The organism is Pseudomonas sp. NPDC088429 (assembly GCF_044753305.1).
GTDB classification, from domain to species: domain Bacteria; phylum Pseudomonadota; class Gammaproteobacteria; order Pseudomonadales; family Pseudomonadaceae; genus Aquipseudomonas; species Aquipseudomonas rustica.
In genome coordinates this window covers 26,023-39,336 of sequence record NZ_JBIVMX010000051.1, presented here as the reverse complement: position 1 = coordinate 39,336, position 13,314 = coordinate 26,023, and the positions used below count along the sequence as shown (strand labels likewise).

Genomic DNA, 13,314 nt, shown 5'->3' with positions numbered 1-13,314 from the left:
TCGCGCGTATTGCATACGCGCTGCTGAAGAGCGAGAAAGCATACGTCAGCAAAACTGCCTAAAAAACGTTGTTCGCAACCATAGAATCTCCCACAGGGGTGATTTGTGTATGGCGTTATTTCAGGTTGCCGCTGAGGAATTGTTTCAGGCGTTCGCTTTTCGGGTTGCCGAGCACGTCTTCGGGGGCGCCTTCTTCTTCGACCAGGCCTTGGTGCAGGAACAGCACCTGGCTGGAAACTTTGCGGGCGAAGCTCATCTCGTGGGTGACCATGATCATGGTTCGGCCTTCTTCGGCCAGACCTTGAATCACCTTCAATACTTCCCCCACCAACTCGGGGTCAAGCGCCGACGTCGGTTCATCAAACAGCATCACCTCAGGCTCCATCGCCAGTGCCCGGGCAATCGCTACGCGCTGCTGCTGACCGCCGGACAAAAACGCCGGGTACTGATCCGCCACCCGCGCCGGCAATCCGACCTTGTCCAGATAACGCCGCGCGCGATCATCGGCTTCCTGCTTGCTGCAACCCAACACCCGGCGCGGGGCCATGGTGATGTTTTCCAGCACGGTCATGTGGCTCCACAGGTTGAAATGCTGGAACACCATCGCCAGCCGCGTGCGCAGTCGTTGCAGTTCATCGGCGTCGGCGACGTGCATGCCGTGGCGGTCGGTGACCATGCGGATGGTCTGGCCATCGAGGCTCATGGCGCCGTCGTTGGGTTGTTCGAGAAAGTTGATGCAGCGCAAAAAAGTGCTTTTGCCCGAGCCGCTGGCGCCGATCAGGCTGATCACGTCGCCGGTCTTGGCCTTGAGCGAAACGCCTTTGAGCACCTGATGGTCGCCATAGCTTTTGTGCAGGCCTTCAACGGTCAGTTTGTACATGGGACAGACATCCTCAAGGCGAAAGTAGGTAGCCGCTGCGATAGGCTTCGGCGCCCGCCACGTGGGCGATGACCATGCCCGCGGTGGCCATGCGGCGCAGCGAGCGGGCGTACATCAGCCCGGCAGTCGAGCTATGAATTGGAGTGATGCGGTCGTGGATCGGGTCGATGATTTCGGCGATCTGCTGCCCCGCTTCCAGGTATTGGCCGGCAACCGCCGTGTACACCAGCAAGCCGCCGACCGGCGTGGTAACCGGTTCCACGCCCGCCAGTGGCGTAGCGGGATACGGCAGCGGCGGTTGCGGTTTGGTTTCACCAACGATCGCATCGGACTGAATCAAGTAGTCGATCAACGCCTGGCAGTCGCGGCTGGCCATCGGGTGATTGACGTCACCCTGACCGCGCAACTCGACGGTCACCGAAAAACTGCCGAGCGGAATCTCGAAGTGTTCGCCGAAGCGTTCCTTCAATTGCCACCACAGCAGGGTGAAGCATTCGTCGAACGACTGGCCGCCGGAATCGGTGGCCAACAGGCTCGCCTGGGATTCGATGTAGCGCGCCAGCGGTTCGACCTGCGGCCACGCTTCGGGCGTGGTGTAGAGGTGCACCACCGATTCGAAATCGCAGTGCAAGTCCAGCACCATGTCAGCGTCGCAGGCCAACCGTTGCAGGGTCAGGCGCTGGGATTGCAGTTGCGTGGTGGCGGTCTGGCGGGCGAGGGCGTCGCGCAGATGGCTGCGGATCAGTTCGAGGTTGTGCTGCGGATCGTCGCTGAGCTTGCCCTCGATGGCGTTGCCGATCTCTTCACTGAGGTCGACGAACCAGCGGTTGAAATTCTGCCCGCTCTCCAGTTCATAACGGCCCAGCGGCACGTCCATCAGCACTTGTTCGAGGCCGACCGGGTTGGCCACCGGCACCAGCACGATCTGGCTGCGCAGGCGGCCGGCGGCTTCCAGCTCCGCCAGTCGCTGCTTGAGGTGCCAGGCGACGAGCATGCCCGGCAGTTCGTCGGCGTGCAGCGAAGACTGAATGTAAACCTTGCCCTTGGCCTGCTCCGGGCCGAAGTGGAAGCTGTGAATCTGTCGCGCAGTCCCCGGCAGCGGGGCCAGCAAGTCATGGATCAGGTGGCGCATTGGCATCTCTTTTTTTCTGGGGCCGGTCCTAGTGAGTCGGGCCGAGGAAGGCCAGCCATCGGCGTTCGGCAAGGCGGAACAGGCCGACCAGCGCAAAGGTAATGGTCAGGTAGATCAGCGCGGCGATGCCGAACGACTGAAAGGTCAGAAAGGTCGCCGAGTTGGCGTCCCGCGCGACTTTCAGGATGTCGGGGATGGTCGCGGTGAAAGCCACCGTGGTCGAGTGCAGCATAAGGATCACTTCGTTGCTGTAGTAAGGCAACGAACGGCGTAAGGCCGACGGCATGATCACGTAGGCATACAGCTTCCAGCCTGTCAGACCATAGGCCTTGGCCGCTTCGACTTCGCCGTGGTTCATGCTGCGGATCGCCCCGGCGAAAATCTCCGTGGTGTAAGCGCAAGTGTTGAGGGCGAAGGCGAGGATCGTGCAGTTCATCGCATCGCGAAAGAAGCTGTCGAGCAATGGCTGCGCACGCACGGCGGCGAGGCTATAGATCCCGGTGTAGCAAATCAGCAACTGGATATACAGCGGCGTGCCCCGGAACAGGTAGGTGTAGAACTGCACCGGCCAGCGAATGTAGAAGTGCGGCGACACCCGCGCGATCGACAACGGAATCGACACAAGGAAACCGATAACGATTGAGGCCGTGAGCAGCCACATCGTCATCGCCAGCCCGGTGATGTTCTGGCCGTCGGTATAAAGGAAGGCGCGCCAGTATTCCTGCAGAAGTTCGATCATCGTACGGCCTCCCGGGAACCGGCGGCGTAACGGCGTTCGAGCCAGCGCAGGATGAAGTTTGAAGCGCTGGTGATCAGCAGATAAATCAACGCGGCGAGTACCAGAAAGTAGAACAGTTGATAAGTGCTTTTACCGGCGTCCTGCGCGGCTTTGACCAAGTCGGCGAGGCCGATGATCGACACCAACGCGGTGGCTTTGAGCATCACCATCCAGTTGTTGCCGATGCCGGGCAGGGCGAAGCGCATCATTTGCGGAAACACCACGTAGCGAAAGCGCTGGCCGCGTTTGAGGCCATACGCGGTGGCGGCTTCAACCTGACCGCGCGGCACAGCGAGGATCGCGCCACGGAAGGTTTCGGTGAAATACGCGCCGTAAATGAAGCCGAGGGTCAGCACCCCGGCGCTGAACGGGTCGATTTCGATGTATTCCCATTCCATGTAGTCAGTCAGGGTCGTCAGCCAGGTTTGCAGGCTGTAGAAAATCAGCAGCATCAGCACCAGATCCGGCACCCCGCGAATCAGCGTGGTGTAGAGCTGGGCGGGCAGGCGCACCAGTTTGATTTTTGACAGTTTAGCACTGGCGCCGAGCAGGCCGAGCAACACGGCCACCAGCAGCGACAACGCCGATAATTTGATGGTCATCCAGGTGCCTTCCAGCAGCAAAGGACCAAAGCCCTTGAGGCTGAAGGCGGAGAGCCCCAGATTTTGCAGGAGGGTTTCGAACATAAATCAGCAACCTGAGCGGATGGAAAAGGCGCCCATCGAAGATGGGCGCCGAGGCATTATTTGCCGCTGTACAGATTCAGATCGCCAAAGTGTTTCTTTTGAATCTCGGCGTATTTGCCGTCATCGTGTAACGCTTTGATACCTTTATCTAAAAGCGCCTTCAGCTCAGTGTTACCTTTCTTAATACCGACAGCGGTTTTGGCTGGCAGCAATTCGTTGTCGACTGGCTTGCTGACGTCATAGTCGGCGCCCTGTGGCGACTTCAGGAAACCCAGTTCGGCTTGCAGCATGTCCTGGATACCGGCGTCGAGACGGCCGGACGTCAGGTCGGAGTACACCTGATCCTGGTTCTGATAGGCCTGGGTTTTCACGCCGGCCTTGTCCAGCACGGCTTTGGCGTAGGCTTCCTGAATGGTGCCTTGCTCGTAGCCAACGGTTTTACCCTTCAGCGATGCAACGTCGGCAGTGATACCCGAACCTTTTTTCGACACATAAGCGGTCGGGCCGGAGAACAGCTCGCTGGAGAAGTCGATGACTTTCTCGCGGGCCGGGGTCACGGTCATCGACGAGATCACACCGTCGAATTTGTTGGCTTTGAGGCCCGGAATCATGCCGTCGAAGTCACTTTCGACCCACTTGCACTTGACCTTCAGTTCGGCGCAAATCGCGTTGCCCAGGTCGATGTCGAAGCCCACCAGGCTGCCGTCGGCCGCTTTCGACTCAAACGGTGCATACGAAGGGTCAACGCCAAAGCGCAGCTCTTTGTATTCCTTGGCCAGCGCGGAGCCAGCGGCCATGCACAACGCCAGTGCAGAAAGGGTCAGCAATGCTTTTTTCATTATTCAATCCCTAAGAACCAATATGAGCGCTTGTGGCGCAGAATTATTGTTACTGGAACGCGTACGACCTATAGAAAGTAGCAATTTCCGAACCATAGTCCCGAACAAGTGTTTTAAAAGGTTGGGCGGGGAGGGATGAGGGCGATTGAATGCCCGGAAATGGGCATCGCAGAAAGCATGCACTGTTTTGTGGCTGATCGTTCCCACGCTCTGCGTGGGAATGCCTCAACGGACGCTCCGCGTTTGGCTTTTGGGGGGACGCGGAGCATCCCAGGCTGCATTCCCACGCGGAGCGTGGGAACGATCAATGTCCGGGAGATTGGGGTCAGGCCAACAGATCTTGCAACGTCGCGAGGCTATCTGCTTCTTCCACGGTTTTATCCTGCCGCCAGCGCAACATCCTCGGAAAACGCACCGCGATCCCGCTCTTGTGCCGCCGCGACAACGCGATCCCTTCAAACCCCAGCTCAAACACCAGACTCGGTTTCACGCTACTCACCGGCCCAAATTTCTCCACCGTGGTCTTGCGCACAATGCTGTCGACCTGACGCATCTCCGCATCCGTCAGCCCCGAATACGCCTTGGCAAATGGCACCAGCGCCCGCTGGCTCGACTCCGGCGGGCCGTCCCACACGGCAAAGGTGTAATCGCTGTACAAACTGGCGCGCCGACCGTGCCCGCGCTGCGCATAAATCAACACCGCGTCGACGCTGAACGGATCAACCTTCCATTTCCACCAAACGCCCATGTCCTTGGTGCGTCCGACGCCGTACAGCGAATCTCGCGCCTTGAGCATCATGCCTTCCACACCCAGTCGCCGAGAGGCTTCGCGCTGGCGGGCGAGGTCGAACCAGTCGCTGCCGGTCAGCACGGGGGAGGGCAGCAACACCGGGCTGTTACACCTTGCAATGACCTCTTCAAGTTGCGCGCGACGTTTGGCCTGCGGCTGGTTGCGCCAGTCTTCACCCTGCCATTCGAGCAAGTCGTAGGCGAGCACCACCACCGGTACTTCTTCGAGGATTTTCTTGTCGAGGGTTTTGCGGCCGATGCGCTGTTGCAGCAGGGCGAACGGCTGCACCGCTGGCGGCTCTGTCGATTGCGGATCGAAGGCGTCTTCGGTGGTCGGGTGAGTGCTTTTCCACACGACGATTTCACCGTCGATCACCGTGCCGTCGGGCAAGCCGTGCACCAGCACATCCAGCTCGGGGAAACGTTCAGTGACCAGCTCTTCGCCGCGTGACCACACCCACAATTTGCCGTCGCGTTTGACCACCTGCGCGCGGATGCCATCCCATTTCCATTCAATCTGCCAATTGCTCGCCGGGCCGATCAGCGCTTCAAATTCTTCAACCGGTTGCGACAATGCGTGCGCGAGGAAAAACGGGTAGGGCTGGCCGCCGCGCTGAGCATGCTCGTCGGCGGATTCCGGGGCAATCAGTTTCAGGTAACTGGCGGCGTTCGGGCGGTTTGACAGGTCGGTGTAACCCACCAGTCGCTGCGCTACGCGTTTGCTGTCCAGGCCAGCCATTGAGGCCAGCGCGCGGGTGACGAGCAATTTCGACACGCCGACGCGGAAGCTGCCGGTGATCAGTTTGATGCACAGCATCAGGCTTGATCGATCGAGTTGCGCCCACAGCGTTGGCAGTTGCCTGCTCAAAAACTCGGGTGTTTCACCACGCAGCGGCAGCAGCTTTTCTTCGATCCATTCGGCGAGGCCGGCTTCAGAGCTGTGCAGATTTTCCGGGAGCACCAGCGAAATGGTTTCCGCCAGATCGCCGACCGACTGATAGCTCTCCTCGAAAAGCCACGGTTCGAGGCCCGACATTTCCACGGCAATCTCGCGCAGAATCCGCACCGGCACCAATTGCCGAGGCCGTCCGCCGGACAAAAAATACACCGCCCACGCCGCGTCTTGCGGTGCAGCCTGGGCGAAGTAGGCTTGCATCGCCGCCAGTTTGGCGTTGCTGGAAGTGGTTGCGTCGAGCTCGGCGTACAACTCGGCGAAGGCTTTCATGTGGGAGTCTCGGCGACGGTGGGTTCGGCGGCGATGTTGTCTTCCTCGTCATCGCCGTATTCGGTGTTGAAGCCTTGCGCGTCGAGGCCTTGCTCACGCAAGTGGCGCACCAGCACGCCGATTGAGCCGTGGGTGACCATCACGCGTTCGGCGCCGGTTTGATTGATCGCCCACAACAGGCCGGGCCAGTCGGCGTGATCGGAAAGAACGAAACCACGATCGACACCACGCCGCCGACGGGTGCCGCGCAAGCGCATCCAGCCGCTGGCGAAGGCGTCGCTGAAATCACCGAAACGGCGCATCCAGCTACTGCCGCCAGCAGAAGGCGGGGCGATGACCAGGGCTTGGCGCATGAGCGGATCGTTTTTGCTGACGTCGCCGGCGTAGATCGTCGGCGGCAGGTATACGCCGGCCTCGCGGTACACGCGGTTCAGCGGCTCGACCGCGCCGTGGCTGAGGATCGGGCCGAGGCTTTCGTCGATGCCGTGAAGGATTCGCTGGGCTTTGCCGAACGAGTAACAGAACAGCACGCTGGCCTTGCCGGCGGCGATATTGGCTGACCACCACTGATTGATTTCGCTGAACACCTGCGCCTGCGGCTGCCAGCGATAGATCGGCAGGCCGAAGGTCGATTCGGTGATGAAGGTGTGGCAGCGCACCGGTTCGAAGGGGGCGCAGGTGCCGTCCGGTTCGATCTTGTAATCACCGGACGCGACCCAGACTTCGCCACCGTATTCGAGGCGCACTTGTGCTGAACCGAGCACGTGGCCGGCCGGGTGGAAACTGAGGGTGACGCCGTGGTGGGTCAGGCGTTGGCCATAGTCGAGGGTTTGCAGGTTGATGTCTTGACCCAGACGCGCGCGGAGAATCCCTTCGCTGGCGCTGCTGGACAGGTAATGCTGATTGCCGGTGCGCGCATGATCACCGTGGGCATGGGTGATCACCGAGCGCTCGACGGGGCGCCAGGGGTCGATGTAGAAATCACCCGCAGGGCAATAAAGACCTTCGGGGCGCGCGATAACAAGGTCCATGGCGTGACCACAATGGGGGGCTTGTTAGCTATGAGGCTGGCGCTGGGCTGGAAGTTCTATCGACTTTGAATCGCCACCCTCACCCCAGCCCTCTCCCGGAGGGAGAGGGGGCCGACCGAGGTGTCTGGCGAATGACATCGACCTGAAAAACCGGGTCGATTATGGTTTCGGCACTGCAGGAACCGAGCGAATCCCGGATGTGGAAAAACACGAACCGAGCAAATCCCGGATGTGGAAAAACACGAACCGAGGAAATCCCGGATGTGGAAAAACACGAACCGAGGAAATCCCGGATTCAGCACAGCACCTTCATGTCGGCATAAAACTTCAGCCACCCCCAATCAGTCCCCTCTCCCTCCGGGAGAGGGCTAGGGTGAGGGGCTTTTGACGTCAGGTTTATTTCCCGGGAGTCAGGGTCAAACGGGTTTTGCCATACACCCGCTCAAAGTTCTGCGGCTGTATCGGTAACCCGATGTATTGCCCCTTCAGCCACTGATCAATCCCGTTCAGGTAATTCGGGCTCAGCGGATTGCCCGATTGTCCCGTACCGTTCTGCCCCATCAGCGGTTCGGTCTGGCCGAAGTCGACGATAAAACGCATCGACGGCGCGCGCGTGGTGTTGAAGTCCTGACCCCAAGCGAATGCCGACGTGTTCAACGTGGTGTGATCGCCGCCCGCCGCCAATGGGCCGCGCACGGTCTGTCCATTGCTGTTTTTCCAGGCATAGCTGTGCAACTTGCCCCACTGCCAGGCCCGGTGATCGCCGCCCAACTGACTGTCGCCAGCGCTGATCGCCGCCGCAAGGCTGCGGGCAAGAATCAGCGCTTTGTCTTCTTTCTGCGGCGTGCGGATGTCGTCCCAGAACGGGCTGTCTTCACGCCCCAACAGATGATCGGCCTGCGCCGCGTAGGACAAATCGCCGTTGGCGATAAACGCCTTCCACGCCGGGCTGGATTCCGGGCCGAGTTCGTCGAGGAAGATCTGCTTCATGCTTTCTTGCAGAAACAGCTCATAAATCGCCGCGTCCGCCGAGGTCGGGCTGAGCTTGCCGTCGAACGCCATCAATCGTGTGAACGCCTCACGGGCCTTGCTGCGGTCGGCTTCCGGCAGGCCATCGATCGCCTGCTTCAGCGGCTGCTTCATGCCCGGCGCTTCGAAGACTTTCTTCAGCTTGGCGGCAAACGTGGTGGTCTGGTCGTATTGCATGGCGATCACGCTGCGGCTGTCGTGCTTGCCGCTGCCGGCCAGTTCGGCCAGGCGTTCGCCACGCTCCGGTGCGGCCCAGGAATTGGACAGCTGCATGCCGTAACCGTGAGGAATCACGCGCTGGTTGGCGGTGCCGAGCCAGCCTTGCGCCGGATCCTGATCGTAGGGGTGCAGCATCGGGTCGGCGTAACCGTCCCAGTCGTAACGACCTTCCCAGCCCGGCGAGGGCAGCAAACCTTCGCCTTCGCGACGGTTAGGGAAACGTCCGGTGACTTGCCAGCCAATGTTGCTCGCATCGGCGAACACCAGATTCAGGGCGATGGCGCGGATTTCACGGCTGGCGTCCGAGGCACGTTCCACGGTTTGCGCGCGGGTCAGATCGAAAAAAGCGTCCAGCGATTTATCGTCGGTGAAGCTCGGCGTCTGCAACGCCAGACCGTAGCCACTGCCTTGCGCCGCTGCCTGTGCACTGTTGAGCAACGCACCGTGACGGGTTTCGTACACCGCTTCGCGAATCGGTCGCTGACCTTTGACGAAGTAGGTTTCGTTGCGCACGCCCAGCGGCTGCCATTTGCCGTTGACCTCGTAGGTCAGGCTGCTGCCCTGACGACGGATTTTTTCCAGGAACAGATCCTGGTTGTCGCCGAGCACGCTGGTCATGCTCCAGGCGACTTTGCCGTTGAAACCACCGAGCACCAGCGGCAAACCGGCGACGGTGACGCCGGCGGCTTGATACTTCGGTGCGCGGATCTGCACGAAGCTCCACAGCGACGGCGCGGCCAGCGGCCCATGGGCGTCGCTGGCGAGAATGCTTTTACCGCTGCGGCTGCGTTGCGAGGCGATCGCCCAGTTGTTTGAAGAAGTCGCACCGAGCAGGTTCAGCGTCGACAGTTGCTGGCTGGCGCTGCTCAGTTCAGTCAGGCCGGGAATCTGCCCGTTGAGCTTGAGGCCTTGCAGCTTGTCGGCCTCGGCCAGCGGCAGATTTTCGTCCGGCGCCGACGGGGTGAGCCAGGCGAGTTTGTCGGTGGTCACGGTTTGCGCGAGCACCAGCGAGGAAATTTCTTCCGGCAGGTTGGCCGATTGGCTGAAGTTCAGCAGGGCGAAAATCAGCGCCGAATCTTCCGGTTTCCAGTATTCGGGTTTGTAGCCGCTGGAAGCGAGGTCGCCCGGCAGTTTGTCGGCGTAGCGGAACAGGTAAGCGTTGACGCCCCGCGCATAGACTTCAAAGAAACGCTTGAGGCGTGGCGACGAGGCCTTGTACAGCTCGGCGGCGCTTTTCTTCAGATTGACCGCGCGCATGTAGCGGTCGGCGTCGAGCATCGAGGCGCCGGACATTTCTGCCAGACGGCCCTGAGCCAGCAGACGCAGGGTGACCATCTGGTTGATCCGGTCGCTGGCGTGGACGTAGCCGAGGCTGAACAGTGCGTCATGGAAGGTATTACTTTCGATCAACGGCATGCCCATGGCATTGCGTCGCACCGAAACATTCTGCGCCAGGCCCTTGAGCGGTTGCACGCCAGAGGTTGGCGGGAGGGTGTCCTGAGCGTTCCAGGTCTGGCAACCGGACAGGCCCAAAACACCGGCCACTGCTGCGGCAACGCCGAACCGGGGAAGAAAATGAGTAAGGGCTGGCGAGGCCATGGCAAAGCTCCTGCGGGGGGTAGCGTCAGTAAAGGCGCTACGTTAGTGAGCAGGAGGGTGCCGCGCAAGCGGGGGCGGGGGTTATTTGTGTATTTCTGTCGAATGGAAAAGATCGCAGCCTGCGGCAGCTCCTACATAGGCATTCATTCCCATGTAGGAGCTGCCGCAGGCTGCGATCTTTTGATCTTCAATCAGGATTTCGGTGGATTGATCTTCTGCACCAGCGCATAGGCCTTCACCGTCGCCGGGCGATCCTTGATGTGGTTGAACCAGCGCTGCACATGCGGGAAGTCTTCCAGGTTCTGGCTCTGCCATTTGTGCGAGACGATCCACGGATAAATCGCCATGTCGGCAATGCTGTATTCACTGCCAGCAACAAACTCGTTGTCCGCCAATTGCTTGTTCAACACGCCATACAACCGCGCCGTTTCATCAATGTAGCGCTTGATCGCGTAAGGAATTTTCTCCGGCGCGAACTGGCTGAAATGATGATTCTGCCCGGCCATCGGCCCCAAACCGCCCATCTGCCAGAACAACCACTGCAACGCCGTTTGCCGCCCGCGCAGATCCTTTGGTAAGAACTGGCCGGTTTTTTCCGCGAGATACAGAAGAATCGCCCCGGATTCAAACACCGACAACGGCTCGCCGCCATCAACCGGCTGATGATCGACGATCGCCGGGATGCGGTTGTTCGGGGAAATTTTCAGAAAGTGGGGCTGGAACTGCTCACCCTGACTGATATTGATCGGGTGAACCTTGTAGGGCAGGCCGGCTTCTTCGAGGAACAGGGAAATCTTGTGGCCGTTGGGGGTGGTCCAGTAATACAGGTCGATCATGGAAGGCTCCAAATCAGAAAATGGCTTACATGCGGACAGCAAACGCCAGCGTCAGGTGATCCCGTGTGCGTTCGATAGCTTGCCTGTTATCAGGAGGTGATGCTGAACTGCGCAGAATTCAATGACCCGCACATGAGAAAAATCGCCATGGAGCTTCAGGCCAACGCAGCCCTGATCATCATCGACCAGCAAAAAGGCATCCTGCAGCCACGTTTGGGGCGACGGAATAATCCTCAGGCGGAAGACAGAATTGTTGACCTGCTGGGGTTCTGGCGGCACCGCGGAGGGCCGGTGATTCATGTGCAGCATCTGTCGCGCGAACCGGACTCGGTGTTCTGGCCTGAGCAGGAAGGCGTGGAGTTTCAGCAACGGTTCTTGCCGCAGGACGCTGAATGGCTGATTCAGAAACAAGTGCCGGATGCGTTTTGTGCCAGCGGGCTGGAGGCGCGTTTGCGTGAGGCGGGGGTTGGGCAGTTGATCATTGTTGGCGTGGCGACGAATAACTCGGTGGAATCGACGGCGCGTTCGGCGGGGAATCTGGGGTTTGATACGTGGGTGGCAGAGGATGCGTGCTTTACCTTCGACAAGGCCGATTATTTCGGCACGTTGCGGACGGCTGAAGAAGTGCACGGGATGTCGTTGGGGAATTTGCAGGGGGAGTATGCGACGGTGGTGAGTGCGGCGCAGGTATTGGCGGCGGGCTGAAATCTGTAGTGAATGTGCGGGCCTCTTCGCGAGCAGGCTCGCTCCCACAGTTAATGGCGTTCCAGCAGAAAGAACGCGGTCAACTGTAGGAGTGAGCCTGCTCGCGATAGCAGTTTGTCAGGTAACAAATTCATCAACTGACACACCGTAATCGCGAGCAGGCTCACTCCTACAATAAATGCATTCCAAGTGAAGGAACCGGTCAACTGTGGGAGCGGGCTTGCTCGCGAAGGCTTCAGATCAGGCGAAGAAGCTCTCCGCCCAGAGCATCACGCCCCGTGGCACTTCTTGAATTTCTTGCCGTTGCCGCACGGGCACGGGTCGTTGCGGCCGACGTCTTTCAGGGCGTTGCGCACCGGTTCCTGGTGGGCGTGGCCGCAGTTCGGGCCGTGTACGTGACCGTGGTCATGATCGTGGTGATGGTCATGATCATGATCGTGGTTGCAGTCAGGGCCATGGACATGAGGTTGCTGAGTCATCGGTGTTGCTCCGGAATAAAATCGGCGGGGATTATCACGCCATTGCGCTCAAGGTGCACGTAGTGGGCGATGAATAAACCGGTTTCCATTTCACCCTGCAATCGATAAGGAATCTGCTGGTCGGGTTTTTTCAGCAGTTTCACCACGTCTTTGACCTTCGGCCACAGGTTGGTGCGGATCGGCACCTTGAAGTACGCGCTGTGCTTCGGCCCGACGGTGAACCAGTGTTCATGCTCGCCTTCAGCCAAGAGCATATCGCCCAGATGAATGCGGTATTCGAGGCCGCGCACGGTCAGGTCGCTGTCGTTGGGATTGTCGACACGAAAGTGCAGGATGAATTTCTGCTCGAGCAGTTTCGCCCGCACCACTTCGACGTTCACCAAGTGCACGGCGGGATCGACGCTGTCGTCGCTGAACCACGAGGCACAGCCGCCGAGGTTGAGGAACAGCGTGAGCATCAAGAATTGGAATGTGCGCCGACGACCGAGCATGGTTTAACTCCCTTTGGTGCCAGTCTAGACGCTAAAAGATCGCAGCCTGCGGCAGCTCCTACAGGAGATCGCGTCCTCCGTAGGAGCTGCCGCAGGCTGCGATCTTTTGATCTTCAACCTCAAGCGCCGAAATACCCCGCGCAGCACTTCTTGAACTTCTGCCCGCTGGCGCATGGGCAACTGTCATTGCGCCCCAGTTTCAATTGCACTGTCGGGTCGATGAAATACCAGCGCCCGGCGTTCTGCACAAACGAGGAACGCTCACGATGGCTGTGCTCACCCTGATCGTCGTGCCAGCGCGCAGTGAAGGTGACGAAGGCGTGTTCCGGCTGCCCACCAAAGACTTCCGAGCTCTCGACTTCCAGGCCGAGCCAGGTGCTCTGCGCGCTCCAGTTGCTGATCGACTGCCGATCCAGACCCGCTTGCTGAGCGGGCAGGGTGGTCGCCACCAGATAGTCGATCAGGCCCAGCACATAAGCGCTGTAGCGCGAACGCATCAAGGCTTCGGCACACGGCGCCGGCAGGCCGTCGTGATAATGGCCGCAGCAGGCATCCAGCAGGTTGCCGCTGCCGCACGGGCAAATGGCTGTACTCAT

At 59.9% G+C, this 13,314-nt stretch carries 13 protein-coding genes; 1 reads left to right on the top strand and 12 read right to left on the bottom strand.

Translation table 11 applies throughout. The features are described from left to right. Nucleotides 1-115: 115 nt before the first annotated feature. The 9 genes from ACIP66_RS21460 to ACIP66_RS21420 form a co-directional block, all read right to left on the bottom strand. Nucleotides 116-880 carry an ABC transporter ATP-binding protein gene (locus tag ACIP66_RS21460; protein WP_008083895.1) on the bottom strand — a complete coding sequence of 255 codons (765 nt, stop codon included), beginning with the start codon at nt 878-880 and terminating at the stop codon, nt 116-118. Between the two features lie 13 nt (nt 881-893). Then, on the bottom strand, nt 894-2,012 hold the full coding sequence (locus ACIP66_RS21455; protein ID WP_212545300.1) for a succinylglutamate desuccinylase/aspartoacylase family protein: 1,119 nt from the start codon (nt 2,010-2,012) through the stop codon (nt 894-896). Nucleotides 2,013-2,040: 28 nt separating this feature from the next. Further along, nucleotides 2,041-2,751 carry an ABC transporter permease gene (locus ACIP66_RS21450; RefSeq protein ID WP_008083897.1) on the bottom strand — a complete coding sequence of 237 codons (711 nt, stop codon included), beginning with the start codon at nt 2,749-2,751 and terminating at the stop codon, nt 2,041-2,043. Beyond that, nucleotides 2,748-3,476, bottom strand: coding sequence for an ABC transporter permease (locus tag ACIP66_RS21445; protein ID WP_400650677.1), 729 nt, complete (start codon nt 3,474-3,476; stop codon nt 2,748-2,750). Before ACIP66_RS21445 ends, ACIP66_RS21450 begins: the two co-directional genes overlap by 4 nt. A gap of 56 nt (nt 3,477-3,532) precedes the next feature. Then, nucleotides 3,533-4,315, bottom strand: a complete 783-nt coding sequence (locus tag ACIP66_RS21440; RefSeq protein WP_008083900.1) for a transporter substrate-binding domain-containing protein — start codon at nt 4,313-4,315, stop codon at nt 3,533-3,535. Between the two features lie 325 nt (nt 4,316-4,640). After that, nucleotides 4,641-6,329: an ATP-dependent DNA ligase gene (locus ACIP66_RS21435; protein WP_400650673.1), complete on the bottom strand. Its 1,689-nt coding sequence runs from the start codon at nt 6,327-6,329 to the stop codon at nt 4,641-4,643. Next, the gene (locus ACIP66_RS21430) at nt 6,326-7,360 is read right to left on the bottom strand and encodes a ligase-associated DNA damage response exonuclease (protein ID WP_212549559.1); all 1,035 of its coding nucleotides are present in this window, start codon (nt 7,358-7,360) and stop codon (nt 6,326-6,328) included. The genes ACIP66_RS21435 and ACIP66_RS21430 overlap by 4 nt, the downstream gene beginning before the upstream one ends. Before the next feature lie 396 nt (nt 7,361-7,756). Further along, a complete protein-coding gene (locus tag ACIP66_RS21425) occupies nt 7,757-10,207 on the bottom strand; it encodes a penicillin acylase family protein (RefSeq protein ID WP_400650671.1) in 2,451 nt (816 codons plus the stop codon). Nucleotides 10,208-10,398: 191 nt separating this feature from the next. After that, a complete protein-coding gene (locus ACIP66_RS21420) occupies nt 10,399-11,043 on the bottom strand; it encodes a glutathione binding-like protein (RefSeq protein ID WP_053117786.1) in 645 nt (214 codons plus the stop codon). Nucleotides 11,044-11,190: 147 nt separating this feature from the next. Here ACIP66_RS21420 and ACIP66_RS21415 point away from each other — a divergent pair, with 147 nt between their 5' ends. Further along, nucleotides 11,191-11,748, top strand: a complete 558-nt coding sequence (locus ACIP66_RS21415; protein ID WP_400650680.1) for a cysteine hydrolase family protein — start codon at nt 11,191-11,193, stop codon at nt 11,746-11,748. A 269-nt stretch (nt 11,749-12,017) separates the two neighbouring features. Here ACIP66_RS21415 and ACIP66_RS21410 read toward each other — a convergent pair whose 3' ends face one another. From ACIP66_RS21410 to ACIP66_RS21400, 3 genes are all read right to left on the bottom strand, one after another. Beyond that, complete coding sequence (locus ACIP66_RS21410) at nt 12,018-12,227, bottom strand: SEC-C metal-binding domain-containing protein (RefSeq protein ID WP_008083915.1); 210 nt, start codon at nt 12,225-12,227, stop codon at nt 12,018-12,020. Next, nucleotides 12,224-12,718: an LEA type 2 family protein gene (locus tag ACIP66_RS21405; RefSeq protein WP_212549557.1), complete on the bottom strand. Its 495-nt coding sequence runs from the start codon at nt 12,716-12,718 to the stop codon at nt 12,224-12,226. Before ACIP66_RS21405 ends, ACIP66_RS21410 begins: the two co-directional genes overlap by 4 nt. A 119-nt stretch (nt 12,719-12,837) precedes the next feature. Then, nucleotides 12,838-13,314 (bottom strand): YchJ family protein, encoded by a 477-nt coding sequence (locus tag ACIP66_RS21400; protein WP_053117790.1) that lies wholly within the window; start codon nt 13,312-13,314, stop codon nt 12,838-12,840.